Genomic DNA, 20727 nt, shown 5'->3' with positions numbered 1-20727 from the left:
AATGACGACGATAAATATTCGCCGCTTGCGGCGGGACGCGCGATCGATCGCGGGGTTGTTGGCAGTCGCTGTGGTATCAGCGACGTTCATTGCCTGCAACTCGATCAATGACGCGCTGCACGTTACTGCGCCGGACAAGATCGACGCGAAATCGCTTCAAGACCCGGCGTTCGCGACATTACTTGTGAACAGCACGGTTGGAAATTTCGAGTGCGGTTACGGCGCTTTCGTCGCCGTCGGCGGACTCCTGAGCGATGAGCTCGTGGACGTCGGGATTACCGCGTCGCGTTGGCCGTACGATAGGCGGGATGTACAGACGAGCGACGGCGCATACTCGACGAACACGTGCGACAACACTACTCCCGGCGTTTACACGCCGATCTCGACCGCGCGTTACACGGCTGACACGGTGTCAGCGCTGCTGAAGTCCTGGACGGATCAACAGGTACCTGGTCGCCAGGATCTCCTGGCGAAGGCGCTTATCTACGCTGGCTACGATCGGATCATGCTTGGCGAGCTGTTCTGCAGCGCGGCGATCGATCGCGGGCCGGAGCTTACGTCGCTCGAGGTACTTGCGCAGGCGGAGCAGAAGTTCAGCGACGGCCTCACTGCGGCTCAAGCTGCCAATGATCCGACGCTCACCGCGCTCGCGTATATGGGTCGTGCACGCGCGCGGTTGGATCAGGGAAACCTGACCGGTGCGGATGTCGATGCCAAGCAGGTGCCGCCCGGATTCGTTTACAATGCGACGGCTGACATCGCAAGCAGCGTGCGGACGAACCGAGTATACGCTCAATTCAACTCCAAACTTGCCTCGGTGACGCCACAGTTCATCGGTCTGACGGTTCCGACGGCGAGTGGTGGTACGGTGCCTGATACCCGCATCGCGGATTCAACCACGGGGAAGAATGGGGCGGACAATCATACGCCGTTGATCGTGAGCAACAAGTATCGCGCGGGCGATGCGCCGATTCGCATCGGCAGCTACGAGGAGGCGCAGCTGATCATCGCCGAAGCGGAGGGAGGGCAGGTCGCAGTCAACATCATCAACAAGCTTCGGATCGCGGCGGGGCTGCCCGGCGCATTCCAGAGCACAGATGCGACGGCGATCAAGAACCAGGTGATTGACGAACGATCCCGCGAGCTGTTCCTCCAGGGAACGCGCGCCTACGACATCCGACGGCTCAACCTTCCACAGGTTCCGGCCGCTGGCGTCGCCTACTTGCATGGCGGAACGTACGGCACCGAGATGTGCCTGCCACTGCCAGACGTGGAGAGGAACAACAACCCGAACATCAATAAAACGGGAGCCTGACCTGGCTCATCCATAGTGGCGCACCAGAGCCCCGCGAATCAACCGATTCGCGGGGCTCTGGTGCATCCAGCCCTGGCGCCGGACGGAACCCGGTTGCGGAGGGATAGCCAGGCTCCCCGACTGCCGTCCGTGCCCGTTACATTAAGTCAGGTCCTTACGGGCCATGCGGTGGAAAGATCTTCAATACCGATTCATCCAGGAGAATATCCGCGGTGAAAATTGCCGTGTGCATCAAGCGCGTCCCGGACATGGACGTTCGCTTCAAGATTGCCGCTATCGGAAACGCGGTGGACGAGGGCGGCCTCAAGTTCGACATGAACGACTTCGACTCGTGGGCGGTCGAGGCGGCTCTACAGATCAAGGACCGGGACGCCGCCACCGAAGTGGTCATTGTTTCGCTGGGGACCGATGCGGTTCAGGAGACGATCCGCAAGGCGCTCGCGATGGGTGCCGACCGCGGCGTGGAGCTCAAGGCCGACCACATTCCGTTCGATGGGCTGGCGATTGCACGTGCGCTGGCGGCGGAGCTCAAGGATGGCGGTTATGATCTGATTCTGTTCGGCAAGCAATCGGCTGATTCGTCCAATGGGGTCGTGGGTGCCATGGTTGGCGAGCTGTTGGGACTGCCTCTGGTCACGGCGATCTCCAAACTGGAAATATCCGGACGGACGGGATCTGCCAAGCGCGAGATCGAGGGCGGGCAGGAGTTCGTCGACTTTCCATTGCCGGCAGTTCTGACGATCGATCAGGGATTGAACATTGCGCGCTATCCCGCGCTCAAGGGGATCATGGCCGCAAAGAAAAAGCCGCTCGAAGTAAAGCCAGCACAGCTGGGTGTGCAGACCGTCACTGTGACGCAGATGGAACTACCCCCTGAGCGCGCGCCAGGACGCATCATCGGCGAAGGCGTCGCGGCCGTACCGGAGCTCGTGAGACTGCTCCAGACTGAAGCGAAGGTTCTATAATCATGGCAAACGTATTTGCATTTGCGGAGACCCGTAACGGCGAGCTTCGCAAGATAGCGCTCGAGGCCGTAACCGCGGCACGTTCGGTAGCCGACGCCACTGGTGGTCAGGTACACGCGTTCGTCGCCGGTGCGACGGGTATCGAGCACTGCGCGGCGCAACTCGCGAAGTACGGAGCGGACGAGGTGGTTGTCGCCGAGCATGCCGCATTCGCGAAGTACAATCCGGAAGCTGTCGCAGCGATCGTCGCCGAGCGCGTACGCACTGGCGGATATCGCGTCGCGATCTTTCCAACGTCCGCGCTCGGTAGCGATCTCGCACCGCGCGTCGCGGCGAAGCTCGGCGTGGGCCTCGTCACCGATGTTACGGACATCAAGCTGGATGGTGACGCGGTAATCGTGAAGCATCCGGTGAACATCGGCAAGGTGCTCGCGACGGTGAAGATCGCATCCAATCCCGCGCTGGTGGCGATACGGGCGAACATGTTCACTCCGGTGGAGAGTCCGCGCGCCGGAACGATTCAGCACGCCGCTCCGGTCGGTGATCCTGACGCATCGCGTGTGGTGGTGAAGGAAGTAAAGCTCGGTGGTGGCACGAAACTGGATCTTGGCGAGGCGCCGGTAATCGTCAGCGGCGGTCGCGGACTCAAGGGACCCGAGAATTTCCATCTGGTGGAAGAGCTTGCAGCCGCTTTCGGTAATGCTGCGGTCGGTGCGACGCGTGTCGTGACCGACGAGGGCTGGCGTCCACACAGCGATCAGATCGGGCAGACGGGGAGACTGGTAAGTCCGGATCTGTATGTCGCAGTCGGCATATCGGGCGCGATCCAGCATCTCGCGGGAATGCGCACATCCAGGACGATCGTCGCGATCAACAAGGACAAGGAAGCACCGATCTTCAAGATCGCCGATTACGGAATCGTCGGTGACCTCTTCGAGGTCGTTCCCGCGCTCACAGCAGCGGTCAAGGAGGCCAGGGCCCGCGGGTGAACCGTAACAAGCCGAACGCACCGAGGAGGCTCGCGCGATGACCATTGGACGCGGCGTATTCATATTCGTGGTGGTGGTCGCGCTGGCGTTCTTTTCCTACAACGCGCAGCGCCTCGTACGGTACATGCGCACGATCGGCCGTCCGGACGACCGCAGCGATAATCCTGCCACAAGGATCCGTAATCTCTTCCTGATCGGATTCGGTCAGACAAAGATCCTGCGCGATCCAGTTGCCGGCTCGCTGCACGCGTCGGTGTTCTGGGGCTTCGTGGTGCTGACGATCGGCACCGCCGAGATAATAATCAGCGGGCTGTTCCCCGGTTTCAGTTACGCGATGATCCTGCCAGCGCCCATCTACGCGCTGTACACCCTGTCGCAGGAATTATTTGCGCTGCTGGTGCTCGCGGCCGTTACGGTGCTGCTGTATCGACGCATAGTCGTCAAGCCTGCAAGGCTTCAGGGCGACAAGGTTCACTCGGGCGACGCGATCCTGATCCTATCGATGATCGGCGCGCTGATGGTGAGCCTGCTGTCGCTGGGTGCGTTCGAGTTCGCGCTGCATCCCGGTACCGGCACGGTGTTTCAACCGATCTCGCTTGCGCTGTCGCACGCGCTCACCGGGCTGCCCACGTGGGGCCTGGAAGCTGGCCGCGCGACGAGCTGGTGGTTCCACGCGCTACTTATTCTGATCTTTCTGAATTATCTGCCGTACTCCAAACATCTTCACGTTCTCACGTCGCTGCCCAACACCTACCTGTCCAACACGAGTGGACCCGGTGTGAAGGGAGCGATGAGCTACATGGATCTGGAAGCCGAGGGTGTCGAGCAGTTCGGCGCTTCGGACGTGACGCAGCTTGGATGGAAGAACCTGCTGGACAGCTATTCCTGCACGGAGTGCGGGCGCTGCACGGCTGTATGTCCGGCACACATCACGGGCAAGCTGTTGAGCCCGCGCAAGATCATGATCAACACGCGTCAGCGCCTAATGGAGCTTGCGCCGCTTGCGACGGGTGATTTCGGCGAATTCGAGCATCCGCAGCTCGTCGCTGGAGAGGGCGGCGATGCAGGAGACGCGACCGTCACGGCTACTCTGCAGAATACGCTGCTGGACAACTACATCACGGAAGAGGAGTTGTGGGCGTGCACCAGCTGCCGTGCATGCGTTCAGGAGTGCCCGGTATCGATCGACCAGCTCGACATCATCAACGAGCTTCGGCGCAACCTGGTGTTGATGGAATCGCGTTTTCCGCCGGAGATTCAGCCGGCGTTCGAGTCGATGGAGCGCAACGGATCGCCGTGGGCGTTCAATCCAGGAGACAGAGGCAAGTGGGCGGAAGGAATGGACATCCCCACGATGGCCGAGATGATAGAGCGCGGCGAACGCCCGGAGGTGCTCTTCTGGGTCGGATGCATGGGGTCGTTCGACGATCGCGCGAAGAAGATCGCGGTCGCGTTTGCCCGAGTGCTTCAGGCGGCACACGTGCGTTTCGCGATTCTCGGTCAGGAAGAGAAGTGCAACGGTGATCCTGCGCGCCGCATGGGGAACGAGTATCTGTACCAGCTGCTGGCGCGTGACAACATCGAGACGCTGGACCGCTACGGCGTCGAGACGATCGTAACCAACTGTCCGCACTGCTTCCATCAGATCGGTAACGAATATCCGCAGCTTGGCGGCAATTATGAAGTCATCCACCACTCGACTTACATCGAGAAGCTGCTGGAGGAGAACCGCCTTCCGCTCAACGGCGAGGGCAAGCAGCTGACCGTGGCATATCACGATTCCTGCTACCTTGGCCGCTACAATGACGTGTACGAGGCACCGCGCGAGACACTGCGACGTTCGCTGCCGATGATGACACTCGTAGAGCCGCCCCGCACGCGCAGCAAGGCACTCTGCTGCGGCGCCGGCGGTGGAAGAATGTGGATGGAAGAGACCGTCGGCAAGCGCATCAACGCCGAGCGCACCGAGGAACTTCTCGCTACAGGTGCAGACGTCCTCGCAGTGGCATGCCCCTTCTGCATGACCATGATCGGCGATGGCGTAAAGGGCCAGAATTCCGACGTTCCGGTGTACGACATCTCCGAGGTCGTTGCACAGCAACTGCTGTAGAACAGGGCGTTACGGTCGCGTCACCTCATAGACCGTAATGGTCTGCCGCACATCACCGGCCTGATATGGCCGGGTAGCGGTGGTACGTATCGCAAGTCCGAGGTCCACGCACGCGTCGGCAAACGCATTCGCAGCAACGCGGCCGGGATCGGCCACGTAGGCGACGCCACTTGCGGCCAACAGCCGGTCGACTACACTCGCGACGAGTGGTGCGTAGCGCGATTCGTAAAGCACGTCGGAGGCGAGCACGAAATCGAAGCGCGCGACGTCCGGTGACACATGGCGCCAGTCGATGAGAGCGGTGTCGATCTCCCGGCCGAGGTTGCGAAACGCATTCGCCCGCGCGAATGCCAGGGCGTCGTCATAATAATCGCTCGCGGTGATCGCGTGGCCTGCGATCGCGGCGGCGATGCTCACGAGTCCGACGCCTGCGCCAATCTCTATGGCACGGCCGCGGGGTCTCTTATGAGCGACGATGAAATTGGCCAGAATGGTCGATGATGGCCACAGCTCGGCCCAGTACGGCAATCGCTCGTCCCGGTCGAAATCGCTCTCGCTGATGAGGTCCTCCGCACTGCGCGGCCGCAGAATGTTGACGTCCCTGCCGCCTACGCGGACGTCGTCGTTGACAGTCACGAAGCGTCGCTCGAGATCGGCGACAAGCTTGGCGCCTGCCAGCGCTCGCGTCACGCGGGGAAGACTGCTGACCGAAATACGGAGTCCCGCAGGGGAATCGCGCGGAACTGCTCGCCCGGATGACACTCGTGCTGGCCCTCGGGAACTATGAGCAGCGCGTTGGCGCGCAACATGGACGTCAGCGCTCCTGAGCTCTGCGTACCGGTAAGGCGCGCGTGATCCACGCCGTCGCGCTGGGTCAGCACTACGCGCAGGTAGTGTGTCAGGTCGCCGATCAATGAGATGCGCTCGTCGAGTGTCACGATTCGTGTTGCGGGGAAAATCAGCGTCTCGCCAAGCATCTTGAGAATCGCTGGCCGCACGAAGAGCTCGAACGTAACCATTGCGGACACCGGATTACCCGGCAGTCCGATCCAGGGGCGGCCATCGATGATACCGAACACTACAGGGCCGCCTGGCCGGATACGCGCGCGCCAGAACTTGATGTCGACACCCATATCCTTCATGACTGTGCGTGTGAAGTCATGATCACCGACGGAAACGCCGCCACTCGTGATCAGGAGATCGCACGCCATCGCACCCTCGATCGCGTTGCGCAGTGCAAGCGGATCATCGCGCGTGATGCCGCCATCGCGGGGCCGTCCGCCCGATTCGCGCACCATCGCCGGGAGGGAATAACTGTTCGATGATACGATGCGGTTGCCGCTCATCACCGCGTCGAAACCCTCGACGCGAACCAGCTCGTCGCCTGACGAAACGATCGATACGGTAGGCTGGCGGTAGGTTGCGACAGTCGCGATGCCGGAGGACGCGAGCACGCCGATCGCCGCGGGACTCACATACTCGCCCGCCCTGAGGATCACGTCTCCCTTGAGGAAATCCTCGCCGAGTGGGCGCACGTTGCGTCCCGCATCGCGCGAATTGCGGATCTCGACGAGTTCCGAGCCGGCATCGGTGTCTTCCACGCGCACAACAGTGTCGGCGCTTGCCGGAACGGGGGCTCCGGTCATGATTCTGACGGCCTCCCCGGTCTTCACTGATACTGGCGCCTCGCTGCCAGCCGCAACCTCTCCGATGACGCGCAACGTGCACGGGACGCGGGCGATATCGCTCGCTCTCACCGCATATCCGTCCATCGACGACGCGCGCCATGGAGGAATGCTGGCACGTGCGGCGACTGGTTCGGCGAGCACGGCACCGAGCGCGGATGAGAGCGGAACGCATTCGACCGGCATGCGCTCGACCGAGGCGAGAATCTGCTCCGATGCCTCGGCGGCGCTGACCGCTCCCCGACTCAAACGCTACTCACTTGTGGTACGACGCCAGCGCCGCCGCGATCGAGTCGGCCGTCATCGTTACCGCGGAAGGCGGTGTGGTCCACTTGTTGGCGAGAACGCTGAAGATGAGCCGTTCACCATCGGCGTCGGTTACGTAGCCTGAGAGCGACCGGACCCAGTGCAGGGAGCCGGTCTTCGCGTGTACGTTGTTCGCCGCAGGTGTTCCGATCATGCGGCGCGCGATCGTGCCGTCGACTCCGGCGATCGGGAGCGCGTTGTAGAACGTTGCGAAGTTGGGATTTGCCTGCATTCGGTCGAATATTCGCACGATCGTTTCCGGAGAAATCAGATCGGCGCGTGCCATTCCACTTCCGTCATGCAGCTGGTAACCGTCGCGCGGAATTCCCCACGCCGAGAGTTGGCGGCCCGCGACAGCGATGCCGCTGTCAGCGATACCAACGCCCGTGCGTTCGAGACCGAGCGTGCGCATGAGGACCTCGCCCATCTGATTCTGCGACGGCTTTAGAAAGTACGGAAGAATCTGACTCAGCGGCACAGACTGGACGACGAACAGAGTGTCGAGCGGAACCGCATCGCGCGGAACGACGCTTTCCCCGACTCCAAGCGTCGTATGCACACCACGCCGTTCGAGTGCGAGTTGCAACTCGCGGAGGTAGTCCTGCGTGGGGATTGCCGCGGGCGCCGACTTCACGGTGCTGTCACCAGCTGGTCCGTGCACGACCACGCGCGACATTCCTTCGTTGAACAGCAGCTCGTCGACGCCGGCTCCGTCCGACGAATCGAGATCGTCCCAGTCCCAGCCTGCGCCGACCGCAGGACCGGGGAAGTTGTCGGCGCCCGAATAGATGTGTCCCGTGATCTCGCGAATGCCGTGCGCGACGATCGAATCCGCGAGAGTGTCCATAGCCGCGCTCGCGTTGCCGCGCATATGGTTGCTCAGCGTCGGATCTCCGCGGCCGGTCACCACCAGATCGCCGTTCAGGACTCCGTTGGCGAGCGCGCCGTGTCTTGCAAACGTCGTGGAAAAACGAAAGTCCGGGCCGAGCTGTGTGAGTGCAACGGAAGATGTGATGATCTTCATGTTGGATGCAGGGACCATCAGCAGCGCGGGATCGTGCGCGTAGATGGTGTCACCACTCTGCGGATTCACTACGAGAATTGCCCATTCGGCCGTTCGGAAGATCGGATTCCCGATCCATGTGTCGATCCGCGCTTCGAGAGCGGCTCGTCCGTGTGCCGTTGCAGGTATCGCGCCGGTGCGTGGGGCCGGTGCGCATGCAGTTGCGGCGGCGAGTGAAACGGGCGCCAGCCACGCTGCGATCGCGCGCATGCGTACACGCGACACTTCCGCGATCAGGGCGCCGTCAATCTGCTGCATATGTCGCCGACAAGGTGTCGTCCTCTGCAATGGTGACCGAAACGACGCGTGCATCGGTCTTCAACGACGTCTGTACGCGATCCAGAATGAAGCGTGCGAGGTTCTCCCCGGACGGGATCAGTCGTCCGTCGGCAAACTCGGGGACGTCCACGTTGATGTTGCGATGGTCGAACCTCTGGACAATCTCGCGCCTGAGAATCGCGTCGAGTTTTCCGAGATCCACGATAAATCCGGTAAGGGGATCGATTTCGCCGGCCACTGTGACGTCGCAGGTGTAGCTGTGGCCGTGGTAGCTGGGCCAGGCGCAGGCACCGAAAGTCGCTTCATTGCGCGCGTCGTCCCATTCGGGGCGGCGGTACCGATGTGCCGCGGCAAATTTCACGCGGCGTGTCAGGGTGCAGGTAGGCATACGCGATCAAATCTGCACCCTGTGCGCGATTAAAACGAATCCAGATTTGCGTCGCGTGGTGGGAACCCTGCTTCATCCGTGCCTTCCGGAGTCGGGCTCTCAGGCGGTATCCAGGGGATGCCGTCCTCTATCGCTTCCGTCCTGTCCACGGTTCCGAGCAGCTCGTCCTCGGCGTGCTCCGCCAGGTGGTCGCTGCTGTCGGAATGGGAGCGAGGTGCGTCGCCGAGCAACAGCCCTTCGTGGGCCTCCTCATCGTTGACGTTCTCGTCAGCCGCCTCCGGACTCGTGGCGCGGCGGATCGGGTCCACAACGAGCTGGCTTTCAACGTTGGTCAGTCCTATCCGGTCGCCGACCACACGCTCGGCGATCCGCTTCTCGGTATCGGTCCCGACGCGGCCGACGAGTATGACCTTTCCGTGGCGGACATGGACAGTGATGTCCAACGGATCGATTGATCGACTCTCCCGGAGAGTCTCGCGCACGAGGCGCCTGAGCTCGTCCGGGTCCATGTCTTCGGTGTCGAAAATATCTTCAAAATCGCGTGGCATTGTGAGCCTCCTGAAAGCTCACCGTGCAAGGCGGATGCCCGCGACGCTAGCGGAACAGCGGGAACGACAGACCGGCGGTGTAATCGATACCGTGCCTGAAGCCACTGCGAGCCGTGGACTTGTCCAGCAGCGGAGTGCCACCAGTCGGCGTGGCGTAGTATTGCGTCGGATAGTGATTCTGATAGAAGGTCGGCTTGGCGTTCAACCTGATTTCCCAGGAGTTTGTAGGATTGATGCGGATGCCTCCTTCGAGCGAAAAGGAGAACTGAGTTCCGAAGTCGTACGGGTCGTCCGCGGTCGTGGTCGGCGCACTGGTGATACCGAGCCCGAAGCCGAGCAGCGGCACCACTCCATGCCAGGTCCGCCGGCCCGTCAGATTGAAGTCGAAGCCGAGGTCGGCGATGTACAATCCCAGGTTCTGCGTCCCGAGTGAGCGCGTTTCAGCGGGCTTTGTGGGATTGAACGCCTCGCGATGCGAGCTGACGCGCTCGAAACGGGCGTAGAAATCCGCCGGACCCGCCACAGGTATGGAGTAGCGCAGACCGATGCTGGTGCCACTCTGCGGCGTGGCGCCGACCTCGTCCTTCTGTACGTTGAAATAGCCGCCGAATATCGTCAACCGCTGTGAAGCGGTGATGTCGCGGTACGGGCTCGTCTCGGGCGTGTGACCCACCACTACCTGGGCGGCGAGTCCCGACGGGCCGGCGACCAGCGAGAGGAGAGCGATAGCGCGGAGAATCTTTGACATGTACGTAATTTTAGTAGGCTTCACGACTCGAGGCGGAAAAGATCTACCCCGGTCATTTCTGGTGGTGCCTCGATGCCCAGCATACCGAGGATCGTGGGTCCGACGTCACAGAGCGCGCCGCCGCCGCGGAGAGCTGGATCGTCTCCATAGGGGTTGAAGAATACGATCGGCACCGGATTGCTCGTGTGCGCCGTGTGCGGGCCACCGGTCTCGGGGTCGATCATCATCTCCGCATTGCCGTGGTCGGCGGTTATGACGAGGCGCGTTCCTGATTTGCGTGCACTCCGGATGATCCGTTCGAGACAGCTGTCGACCGTTTCGACAGCAGCGATCGTGGCCGGCATCGAGCCGGTGTGCCCGACCATGTCTGCGTTGGCGAAGTTGCACAGAGTGAAGTCGTGCTCGCGTTTATCGAGCGAAGCGCAGAGCACGTCGGCTATGCCGCGCGCGCTCATCTCCGGTGCGAGATCGTACGTTGCAACCTTCTGACTGGGAACGAGGCGTCGGTCCTCGCCGGGATATGGCGGTTCCACTCCGCCATTGAAGAAATATGTCACGTGCGGATATTTCTCCGTCTCGGCGGTCTTCAACATGGACTTGCCGGCTTCCGAAACAACTTCGGCGACTATGCGCGACATCGAGAACGGTGCAAACGCCACGTTCACGTCGAACGTTGCATCGTACTGCGTCATGGTCGTGACCGTGAGCGACGGACGCTTTGAAATGTCGAACCCGTCGAAGCCGGGGTCGGTCATCGCGCGAACGATCTGGCGCATGCGATCGGACCGGTAGTTGAAGCAGATGACGGCGTCGCCGTCGCGCATCGGTGCAACAGGTGCACCGTCGTGCGTGATTACGACGGGCAGGATGAACTCGTCGGTCACGCCGTCGTCGTAGGCGTGTTTCACCGCATCGATCGGGTCGGTTGCAGACGGACCAACGCCGTCGACGGCCGCGCGATAGAACAGCTCGGTGCGTTGCCAGCGCTTGTCCCGATCCATCCCGTAGTACCGCCCGCCAATGCTCGCAACCTGTGCTCGGCCGTTTGCGTACTCGAGTAGCTGACGCAGGTATCCGAGCGCGGACTGGGGAAGGGTATCGCGTCCATCGGTCAGCAGGTGCAGTGCAACGCGCGGCACCTTGAGACGCTCCGCCATGTCGATCACGGCACGGAGGTGTGCATCGATTGCGTGCACGCCGCCGCCGCCGAGCAGGCCCATGACATGGAGCGTGTGACCGCGCCTCGCCGCGTCGCAGGCGGCGACGAGCGCCGGGTTCCGGAAGAACGACCCGTCGGCGATGGCGGCAGAGATGCGAACCAGATCCTGCATGACGACGCGGCCCGCACCGAGGTTCAGGTGACCGACCTCGCTGTTACCCATCTGTCCCGCGGGCAGTCCCACTCGTAGGCCGGACGCTTCCAGGAGAGAGCGCGAGCGCAGGCTCCAGAGTGTATCCCACGTGGGCGTCTGAGCCAGTGCGATCGCGTTGCCTTCGCGTTGAGCGCGGAAGCCCCAGCCGTCGAGAACGATGAGGGCGACCTGACCGCCGGATTGCTCAGCTTCTCCAGCCTTTCGGGGCTGCCCGGTCGTTGCCATGTTCGCTCGTTGGGTGTAATGAAGGAAAGAACTACGAAACCGTCTAATCTACGCGTCCTCCCCTCATGCGTCACCTGTACGTGAATGCGCACCAGAACGGCGGCGGATTCGTGCCGTGCGTGTCCGATTCGGCAATGGTGCGAAACGAGACGATCGGTCGCGCGGTGCGCGTCGCATTTGCGGCGTTGGCCGTTGCAGCTGCGATTCCATCTGGCGCTCCGCTCGGCGCCCAGGCGGCGTCGCGCGCCAAGTCACCAGCGCCTTCGCCCACAGCCGCTGCCGCTGCGTCTGACGCGGTCGCACCGGCAGCCAGCAACGATTCATACAACCTCGCGGTTCCATCGGTGCTGCGCGATGCGCCCTCGTCAGCTGCGATCGGACAGTTGCAGAAGACTGCGAACGTCGAAGTGATTGCTCGCGATCGCGGCTGGTCGCGCGTACGCATCGAGGGATGGGTGCCGGATTCAGTGCTCGTTCCAGCCGATACCGCATTTCGCGCAAACCTGAGCGCGGCGGATCTGAGAGCGGATCCAGTTGGCACGCGTGGAAAGATGGTGATGTGGAACGTGGAGTTCCTCGCTTTGCAAACGGCGGATCCGCTGCGCCATGGACTTGCGGACGAGGAGCCATACATCCTTGCGCGGGGGCCCAATTCCGAGAATGCATTGCTGTATCTTGTAGTGCCGCCGTCGCTCATGGGCACGGCTCGTGCATTGCAGCCTCTTGCGAGGATCACAGTCACTGCGCGAGTGCGCGATGGACGCAGCGATCCTGTCGGCATTCCCATCCTCGATATTCAGACCCTTCGCCGAATTAGATGACCGATTCGCACGATCCGCAGGACCCGGGCGACCGCCGTGCCACAGCACGTGGCGGCGACCGACGGCGTGAAGGTTGGCAAGGATTCAGGGAAGCATATCCGACATTCCTGAAGATCATTGCCGTCGTGTTTCTCTTCCTCGTCGCGGGCGACATGTGGTTGTTCTACAGACGCGCCGCCTATGGGCAGGAGATCGCGCGGCTCCGTTCCGGCATGACGGATGCGGAGCGAAAAAAGAGCGATATCGTCGTGCAGCAGGAACAGGACAAGGTGCGGCTTGCAATCGAGCTCGCCAAGCGCCAGGCGCACTTCGATCCGCGATTGCATCTGTCGATCGCAGTGGACAGCGGCGTCATGTATCTCGAGCGAGATGGCGCACTGCTACGTGTGATGCGTGTAGCGCTCGCTCCTGCGAAGGTGCCGGGATTCAAGACGAGCGCTGGCGATACCACCGCCATGACTCTGCCGCGCGGCCAGCGCACGGTGCAGCAGGTGATAGGCGGCGACGCGCCAGCCCTCGTGCTCAACGGTGATGCGCGCATCTATGCAGGTGCGGACTCCGATGCGGTCGCCGCCGGCAATGTTCGCGTGGACCCAGCTGATCTTCGCGCGATTCTGCCGAATGTCAGCGCTGGAATGAGCGTGTACTTCTACTGATGCTGAAATTCCTTCGACACGGGGTCGCCATCGCGTGGCTGCTCATACTCGGCATCGCCGTAGCCATTCTGTTGAGTGTAAAGCTGCTGCACGATACCGCGGAGCTGAGATTCGAGCGCGACGTCAACCGCATGGTGTTCAACGACAATCTCGACCTGCTGAGCACACTGCGCGCGCAGGCCGGCGTTGAAACCGACAGCATGCGCAAGCTGGTCGAGGCGCCAGCGCCGAACGCGAATTCACCGTACATCGTCATCAGCATTGCCGACCACAGATTGTGGTACAAGCAGGGTGACAGCGTGCTGTTCACCGCGCCTGTCGCAACTGCGAGTGGCAAGGAACTCGTCGGCGGCAGCAGCGGGCAACACTGGCGTTTCGAGACGCCCCGTGGCCGCCTGGTGGTACAGTCAAAGGACTCCAATCCGGCGTGGGTGCCACCCGACTGGCATTATGTCGAGCAGGCACGCGCGCGCGGCGTCGGGCTGGTGCATCTGGAGCGTGGCCAGAATTACGACGGCTACACGGTCCAGGGATCCGAGGTTATCATGCCGGACGGCCAGCCGGCACCGGCGCCGAAGGAAGGCCATGAGCTCATTGCCAAGGGCAACCTCATCGTCCCACCGTTCGGCACCGTCCAGCGGCGTTATCTGGGCACGCTCGGCACAAGGCGACTCGATCTGGGCGACGGGTACGGGATTCACGGAACCGACGAGCCAAGCTCGGTGGGCCAATCCGTAAGTCACGGCTGCGTGCGAATGTTGAATCAGGACGTCGAAACGCTCTACCCGATGGTTGCGGTCGGGACGCCCGTTTACATCTACTGAGCGTACGGCACAGCTCTCGCATCGCCTGAGGAACCAATGGAAACGACAACCCCGAGATCGCGCCGGCGCCGGCCCAGCGCCGCGCGGCCCGCCACCGGCCACAAGCGTACCGTCATCGACGCCGTTCGCGAGCTACCGAACTTTCTTCGGCTTTTATACGGCCTGATAACTGACCCCAGGGTCGAGCTGCTGGACAAGCTGCTCGTCGCCGGAGCCGTGGCTTACGTGCTGATTCCTGAGGATGTGTTCCCGGACTTCATCCCGCTGATCGGAGAGGTGGACGACGTTTTCGTTCTGGTGCTGGCGATACGGCAACTGCTGAAAAGCGCCGGGCGCGAGGTGATTCTGGAGCACTGGATGGGCGATCCGGACGAGCTCGACGAGCTCAACCTCGAGCGGGTGCTGGGTGCGGCCTCATTTTTCCTTCCGCGACGGGTTCGCCGGCGTTTGCGGACGATTGGTCGAGTGTGATACATTAGTCCATGGCGCCACACACTTTGCAAAATTCCAGGCCCGCTAGACCGGTTGATGCCGGCGGCGGGTCTTTGTCTATCCGGCAGGACGAAGGACTGCCGAGCGGGTACGCGCGGATTCGCTCAGAGCCCGCGCTCACATTCGATGACGTTCTGCTGCTCCCCGCGCATTCTCTGGTTCATCCCCGGGACGTCGTAACCTCTTCGCGCTTTACGCGCGGTATCACGCTCAACGTTCCGCTGGTTTCGGCGGCGATGGACACCGTCACCGAGTCCGACATGGCGATCGTCATGGCGCGCGCTGGAGGTATCGGCGTCGTCCACAAGAACATGTCGATCGATCGCCAGGCCGCCGAGGTCGATCGTGTGAAACGGTCGGAAAGCGGAATGATTCTGGATCCCATAACGCTGTCGCCTTCCGCATCGTTGCGCGAGGCTGTTGCGTTGATGAATCGCTTCAAGATCTCGGGCGTCCCGATCGTCGATGGCGGACGCCTGGTTGGAATCATCACCAATCGCGATCTGCAGTTCGAATCCAATCTCGATCGCCCGCTGCAGGACGCGATGACGAAGAAGAATCTCGTCACGGCGCCCGTAGGCACAACGCTCGATGAAGCCGAGCAGATACTTGGGGCGCATCGTATCGAGAAGCTCCCGGTTGTGGATCAGAATGGAAATCTGCGCGGACTCATCACCGTCAAGGACATTCACAAGCGGCGCGAATTTCCAAACGCCAACAAGGACCAGCACGGACGGCTGCGCGTTGCTGCCGCGATCGGTGCGACCAACTACGAGGCTCGTGCCGCAGCTCTTGTCGATGCGGGCGTCGATGTTCTCATCATCGATACGGCGCACGGGCACTCCGATGGCGTGCTCCGGGCGACGGGCGACGTTCGCGAGCGGTTTCCCGACGTCCAGCTCGTCGCGGGCAATGTTGCGACTCGCGAGGGTGCGCGGGCGCTGGCGGAGCGTGGTGTCGACGCGATCAAGGTCGGCGTTGGGCCGGGCTCGATCTGCACCACGCGGGTCGTGACGGGAATAGGCGTACCGCAGCTCACGGCGGTGCTCGATGCCGTTGACGGAGCCGGAGACGTGCCGATTATCGCCGACGGCGGCATCAAGTATTCGGGCGACATTGTAAAGGCGCTTTCCGCTGGCGCATCGAGCGTCATGATGGGGTCGATGCTCGCGGGAACCGAGGAAAGTCCAGGCGAATCTATTCTCATGGAAGGCCGTCGCTTCAAGATGATTCGCGGCATGGGCAGCCTTGCCGCGATGCAGGATGGAAGTGCAGACAGGTACTTCCAGGAAGGTGAGATGTCTGCCAAGAAGCTGGTGCCGGAGGGGATCGAAGGACGGGTCCCGTACAAGGGGCCGGCTGCCGACGTCCTGTTCCAGATGGTGGGCGGATTACGGGCTGGAATGGGGTATGCTGGCTGCGGGACTATTGACGAACTCCGGACCAAGACCGAATTTGTTCGCATCACTGCGGCCGGATTGCGTGAATCGCACCCACATGACGTGGTCATTACGCGCGAGGCACCGAACTATTCGGTTTGACGGACGATAGCGCTCGGCTGTCGCCTTCCCCAGTGTGACTGAGCAGGGGCGCCACCAACGCACGGCAACCGTTCACCGTAGTAAGACATCGTAGTCGGAGTTTGTTGCAGGCAGGGCTCTGGATTGTGCCACACACGATCCGGGGTGCCGCCGCGTCTGTTCGCGTGCGGGCCCCGGATGCAGGAACTCGTCGAGGGGATTACATGGGACTTGGGTCGCGGAAGAGCATCGCGCTGCTTCAGGCTGAAGCGAGTGGGGAGGGAGAGGAGCGAACGTTGCGCCGCGCGCTTGGCGCGCTCAACCTTACAACGCTCGGCATTGGCGCCATCATCGGCGCAGGAATTTTCGTCCTTACCGGAACCGCAGCAGCGCAACACGCCGGTCCGGGAGTCGTCTACTCGTTCATCCTGGCTGGAATAGGCTGTCTCTTCGCCGGCCTCTGCTACGCCGAATTCGCGGCGATGATTCCCATCGCCGGAAGCGCGTACACCTATGGTTATGCAACACTTGGCGAGTTCATCGCCTGGATCATTGGCTGGGATCTGATCCTCGAGTATCTGTTCGGAGCCGCGACTGTAGCGGTAGGCTGGAGCGGCTACTTCACGGCATTCATGAACGAGATCGGGCTTCACATCCCGTATCAGTATGCCCAGGCTCCGCTGCGAGTGGTTGGGACGCACCATCTCGTGCAGTCGACGTTGTGTATATCACCGACGACCAACCAGATCGTCACCGACACGCTCGCCACGTGCGCTCCGGGTCTGACCGCGGTGCAGGGCGTCATCAACGTTCCGGCGATCGTGCTCACGCTGCTCATGACTGCCCTGCTGGTGGTGGGCATCAAGGAGTCGGCGAACTTCAACAACATCATCGTGATCGTGAAGGTCGCGATCGTACTGCTGGTCATCGCCTTCGGTTTCGCATACGTGAACAAGGCGAACTGGCATCCGTTCATACCGGCCAACACGGGCCACTTCGGTGACTTTGGATGGAGCGGCGTTGCGCGTGCGGCGGGTGTCGTGTTCTTCTCGTATATAGGCTTCGACGCCGTGTCCACGGCTGCGCAGGAGGCGAAGAATCCGCAACGCGACATGCCAATAGGCATTCTCGCGTCGCTCGCGATCTGCACCGTGCTGTACATCCTGATGGCGCTCGTCATGACGGGTCTTGCCAACTACAAGACACTCGACGTGCCGCATCCGGTGTTCGTCGCAATTGCAGCCGCCGGTCCTGCGCTCGCGTGGATGCGCCCGATCGTCAACATCGGCGCGATCGCCGGTCTTGCATCGGTCGTGCTGGTGATGCTCATGGGACAGCCGCGCATCTTCTTCTCGATGGCACGCGATGGTCTGCTCCCGCCCGTGTTCGGCAAGGTTCACCCGAAATTCCAGACGCCGTACGTCACGACGATCCTCACAGGCGTCGTCGCGGCGGTCATCGCCGGCTACTTTCCGATCGGTCTTCTCGGAGAGCTCGTCTCGATCGGCACGCTGCTCGCATTCGTCATCGTCTGCGCTGGCGTGATCGTGTTGCGCTATCGTCAGCCGAACCTCGAGCGTCCGTTCCGTACGCCGCTCGTTCCACTCGTTCCGATTCTCGGCATCATCAGCTGCGGCGCGCTCATGGGATCGCTTCCGAGCGATACGTGGATCCGTCTGATCGTATGGATGGCACTCGGTCTCCTGATTTACTTCCTCTACGGGAAGAGCCATTCGAAGCTCGGGCGGGCCGAAAAGGTTGGTGCGTGATCTTCTAGCCGTTCCGGCCGCCCGCCGGACGGCTATCGAGCGTCTCGCGCGCGAGTTGCGCGCGGGACGCTCGATTGTTTTATCCACCCACATCAACTCCGACGGCGACGGCTGCGGCTCGGAGACTGCTCTCGCACGGATGCTGGCGCAGCGAGGAATGACGGTCACCATCGTCAATCCGACGCCATGGCCCGAGATGTTTCGCTTTCTGCTCGGCGACGACGTACGCATGGTCGAGTTGAGCGACGGTGGCGCGGATGTCATGCGCAAGGCGGACGTCGTCATCGTGCTCGACATCGCCGACCTTCGCAGACTTGGAAAACTCGCTGATGTCGTTCGCGGGCTCCAGGTGCCGAAGCTGGTGATCGATCACCATGTCCCGAGCGATGACCCGCCGAGTGAGGAGATACTGTCGGATACGACCGCGTGCGCGACTGGCGAGCTCGTGTACGACGTTGGACTCGTGCTGGGGTTCGACATCACGGCCGCGATTGCGAATTCACTGTACGTGGCGCTCGTTACCGATACCGGTGGCTTCCGTTTCAGCAACACGTCGCCGCGGTGCCACGCGGTAGCGGCGCAGCTGCTGGCAGAAGGTGTCGAGCCCGAAGAGATGTACCAGCGCATTTACGCGTCGATGCCGGTTGGCCGTCTCACGTTGCTCCGCGAAGCGCTTGCAACGCTCGAGGTCGATTCGACCTACGGTCTGACGTGGATATCGGTTCCAGCTGGCGCGACGGAGAAGCACAACGTACGGCCGGAGGATCTCGAAGGGATCGCGGAGCATGCGCGGTCTGTCGCCGGAACGCGCATGGCGATCTTCTTTCGCGACCTCGGCCACAATCGCGTGAAGATTTCATTTCGCACCACGCGTGGTGTGGACGCGAACGAGTTTGCGCATCAATTCGGCGGCGGCGGGCACGTGAAGGCGTCGGGTGCAATGGTGGAGGGCAGTCTCGACGAGGTGCAGAAGCGCGTGATCGCCGCGGCGCGACTGTATCTGGGGCCAGCTACGGCGGAATAGCGGCGCCCACCGGCAATGTTCCGCAATACTTCCTTGATGAGAGGGCGTGTGTTCATCGTTCATCGCATAATCGCCGCGGCGATTGTCGTCTCGGGCGTCATGCAGGCTCAGACATCAACTGCAACGAGAGTCGGCCCCCCGCACGGAACAGTGATCGTGGTTGGCGGCGGCGCGCTCGGCCCGGAGATAACTGACGCGTTCATCAAGGCCGCAGGCGGACCGGACGCGCTGATCGTCGACGTGCCGAACGCTGGCGGCGCGGCATCGTACGGACAGGACGCGCCGGGAGCGCGCATGTGGAAGAACGCTGGCGCCAGGAACGTACACGTTCTCTTCACGACAGACCGGAAGCTTGCGGACGCGGATTCGTTCGCAGCGGTGCTCGAGCACGCTGGCGGCGTCTGGTTCGAGGGTGGAAGACAGTTTCATCTCGTCGACGCATACGCTGGTACGAAGACGGAGCAGGCATTCAGAGACGTACTCGCCCGCGGTGGCGTCGTCGGCGGATCGTCGGCTGGTGCGTCGATACTCGGCGACTTCCTCATTCGGGGTGCGCCATCGAACGACAACCGGATCATGGCCTATCCAGGCTATGAGAAGGGATTCGCGTATCTGCGCAACGTTGGAATCGACCAGCATGTCGTCGCCCGGGAGCGCCTGGCCGATCTCGCCGACTCGATCATGACGTCGCACCCGAATCTGCTCGGGATGTCCGAGGACGAAGGAACGGCGTGGGTAGTGCGCGGTGATACGGCGACTGTCATCGGCCGCGACAAGGCATTCGTGTATGGCGGCAGGGATGCGACGGATTCCGGCAAGCCGTTTCTCACGTTGCATCCAGGTGACAGGTATGACCTTGGCGCTCGCCACGTACTGCACCGTGCTGCCGACGATCCACGCGTAAGTGCTGCATTCGTCGACTCGCTCTTCCGCAAATACGATGATCCGACCGCGGGCGGCGCAACGGTGCTCGTCGCGCAGAACGGCGAGGTGTTCGTCGACCGGTCCTACGGCGTGCCGCCGCAGACGAAGTACATGCCGACTACAACGCTTCCTCAGTTTCAACTTGGCGCGATGTCGGCGGTATTTTCGGCGCTGTGCGCGCAACTGCCGGCGGCCAATGCCGATCGTGCGCAGGCTGGTGAAACCGGTGCGGGTGCGCGAGTGGCCGCACCGTCAACGCCACTTCAGGCTTGCGTCACGCGTCAGCTGGGTGTGCCGATCGGCCTGCATCGAACGGTAGCGACAGCGGACGGTAGAGTGGAATCCGATGTGGACGAACTTTATCGACTCGCGCTGGGACTCGAAGACCCACGGAGCTACGCCGGCGCAGACCACGCGAAGGGTTGGCAACCAGACACGTACCATGGCGTGGCGCGGCTTTCCGCGTTCGGTGCAGCCGATGGCAAGCGCGACGCGTTCGTACGGATTCCGGACAGGCACGCCGTAGTGATCGTGCTGACGAACGACCCGACGGCGGACGCCGCACGCATGGCGGACATGATAACGGATCGGCTCTTGACCAGCGACGCGACTGCACGTCGCTAATTGTTGCGGTCGCGGGCGTTCGCCCGTGGCCGGCGTTTGCAGAGCCGCGTCTTCCCGAGTGAGCCAGGCGAAAGGAAAA

At 62.2% G+C, this 20727-nt stretch carries 19 protein-coding genes; 12 read left to right on the top strand and 7 right to left on the bottom strand.

Features of this window, described 5'->3' with window-relative positions; translation table 11 throughout:
- The first annotated feature begins 1 nt into the window (after window position 1).
- The 4 genes from V4529_13945 (at window position 2) to V4529_13930 (ending at window position 5379) form a co-directional block, all read left to right on the top strand.
- Window positions 2–1315, top strand: coding sequence for a RagB/SusD family nutrient uptake outer membrane protein (locus tag V4529_13945; protein MES2359430.1), 1314 nt, complete (start codon window positions 2–4; stop codon window positions 1313–1315).
- 212 nt (window positions 1316–1527) lie between these two features.
- Entirely contained in the window at window positions 1528–2280 is a 753-nt protein-coding gene (locus V4529_13940; GenBank protein ID MES2359429.1) for an electron transfer flavoprotein subunit beta/FixA family protein, read from the top strand.
- A 2-nt stretch (window positions 2281–2282) separates the two neighbouring features.
- A complete protein-coding gene (locus tag V4529_13935; GenBank protein MES2359428.1) occupies window positions 2283–3269 on the top strand; it encodes an electron transfer flavoprotein subunit alpha/FixB family protein in 987 nt (328 codons plus the stop codon).
- 37 nt (window positions 3270–3306) lie between these two features.
- On the top strand, window positions 3307–5379 hold the full coding sequence (locus V4529_13930) for a heterodisulfide reductase-related iron-sulfur binding cluster (protein ID MES2359427.1): 2073 nt from the start codon (window positions 3307–3309) through the stop codon (window positions 5377–5379).
- Window positions 5380–5388: 9 nt separating this feature from the next.
- On the opposite strand, the gene V4529_13925 is transcribed toward V4529_13930, so the two are convergent.
- Genes V4529_13925 through gpmI form a run of 7 tightly spaced genes read right to left on the bottom strand, consistent with a single transcriptional unit; the run spans window position 5389 to window position 11994 of the window.
- On the bottom strand, window positions 5389–6069 hold the full coding sequence (locus V4529_13925; GenBank protein MES2359426.1) for a methyltransferase domain-containing protein: 681 nt from the start codon (window positions 6067–6069) through the stop codon (window positions 5389–5391).
- Window positions 6066–7313 carry a gephyrin-like molybdotransferase Glp gene (glp, locus tag V4529_13920; GenBank protein MES2359425.1) on the bottom strand — a complete coding sequence of 416 codons (1248 nt, stop codon included), beginning with the start codon at window positions 7311–7313 and terminating at the stop codon, window positions 6066–6068. Before glp ends, V4529_13925 begins: the two co-directional genes overlap by 4 nt.
- A 7-nt stretch (window positions 7314–7320) precedes the next feature.
- Complete coding sequence (dacB, locus tag V4529_13915) at window positions 7321–8691, bottom strand: D-alanyl-D-alanine carboxypeptidase/D-alanyl-D-alanine-endopeptidase (GenBank protein MES2359424.1); 1371 nt, start codon at window positions 8689–8691, stop codon at window positions 7321–7323.
- Window positions 8678–9100, bottom strand: a complete 423-nt coding sequence (locus tag V4529_13910; GenBank protein ID MES2359423.1) for a 6-carboxytetrahydropterin synthase — start codon at window positions 9098–9100, stop codon at window positions 8678–8680. Before V4529_13910 ends, dacB begins: the two co-directional genes overlap by 14 nt.
- Before the next feature lie 29 nt (window positions 9101–9129).
- Window positions 9130–9648, bottom strand: coding sequence for a BON domain-containing protein (locus V4529_13905; protein MES2359422.1), 519 nt, complete (start codon window positions 9646–9648; stop codon window positions 9130–9132).
- A 46-nt stretch (window positions 9649–9694) separates the two neighbouring features.
- Window positions 9695–10396 (bottom strand): outer membrane beta-barrel protein, encoded by a 702-nt coding sequence (locus V4529_13900; protein MES2359421.1) that lies wholly within the window; start codon window positions 10394–10396, stop codon window positions 9695–9697.
- A gap of 20 nt (window positions 10397–10416) precedes the next feature.
- Complete coding sequence (gene gpmI / locus V4529_13895) at window positions 10417–11994, bottom strand: 2,3-bisphosphoglycerate-independent phosphoglycerate mutase (protein MES2359420.1); 1578 nt, start codon at window positions 11992–11994, stop codon at window positions 10417–10419.
- Window positions 11995–12059: 65 nt separating this feature from the next.
- Here gpmI and V4529_13890 point away from each other — a divergent pair, with 65 nt between their 5' ends.
- The 8 genes from V4529_13890 to V4529_13855 all read left to right on the top strand — a co-directional run bounded on the left by V4529_13890 (window position 12060) and on the right by V4529_13855 (window position 20648).
- Window positions 12060–12815, top strand: a complete 756-nt coding sequence (locus tag V4529_13890; GenBank protein ID MES2359419.1) for a hypothetical protein — start codon at window positions 12060–12062, stop codon at window positions 12813–12815.
- Window positions 12812–13471 carry a hypothetical protein gene (locus V4529_13885; GenBank protein ID MES2359418.1) on the top strand — a complete coding sequence of 220 codons (660 nt, stop codon included), beginning with the start codon at window positions 12812–12814 and terminating at the stop codon, window positions 13469–13471. Before V4529_13890 ends, V4529_13885 begins: the two co-directional genes overlap by 4 nt.
- Complete coding sequence (locus tag V4529_13880; protein ID MES2359417.1) at window positions 13471–14295, top strand: L,D-transpeptidase; 825 nt, start codon at window positions 13471–13473, stop codon at window positions 14293–14295. Before V4529_13885 ends, V4529_13880 begins: the two co-directional genes overlap by 1 nt.
- 36 nt (window positions 14296–14331) lie before the next feature.
- Window positions 14332–14766: a DUF1232 domain-containing protein gene (locus V4529_13875; protein ID MES2359416.1), complete on the top strand. Its 435-nt coding sequence runs from the start codon at window positions 14332–14334 to the stop codon at window positions 14764–14766.
- Window positions 14767–14846: 80 nt separating this feature from the next.
- A complete protein-coding gene (guaB, locus tag V4529_13870) occupies window positions 14847–16328 on the top strand; it encodes an IMP dehydrogenase (GenBank protein ID MES2359415.1) in 1482 nt (493 codons plus the stop codon).
- A gap of 203 nt (window positions 16329–16531) precedes the next feature.
- On the top strand, window positions 16532–18076 hold the full coding sequence (locus V4529_13865) for an amino acid permease (GenBank protein MES2359414.1): 1545 nt from the start codon (window positions 16532–16534) through the stop codon (window positions 18074–18076).
- Entirely contained in the window at window positions 18069–19100 is a 1032-nt protein-coding gene (locus V4529_13860; protein ID MES2359413.1) for a bifunctional oligoribonuclease/PAP phosphatase NrnA, read from the top strand. Before V4529_13865 ends, V4529_13860 begins: the two co-directional genes overlap by 8 nt.
- 48 nt (window positions 19101–19148) lie before the next feature.
- Window positions 19149–20648 (top strand): Type 1 glutamine amidotransferase-like domain-containing protein, encoded by a 1500-nt coding sequence (locus tag V4529_13855; GenBank protein MES2359412.1) that lies wholly within the window; start codon window positions 19149–19151, stop codon window positions 20646–20648.
- The last annotated feature ends 79 nt before the right edge of the window (window positions 20649–20727 follow it).

The sequence above is a fragment of the Gemmatimonadota bacterium genome (assembly GCA_040388625.1).
Lineage (GTDB): Bacteria > Gemmatimonadota > Gemmatimonadetes > Gemmatimonadales > Gemmatimonadaceae > Fen-1247.
This window is presented reverse-complemented; position numbering and strand designations above follow the sequence as displayed.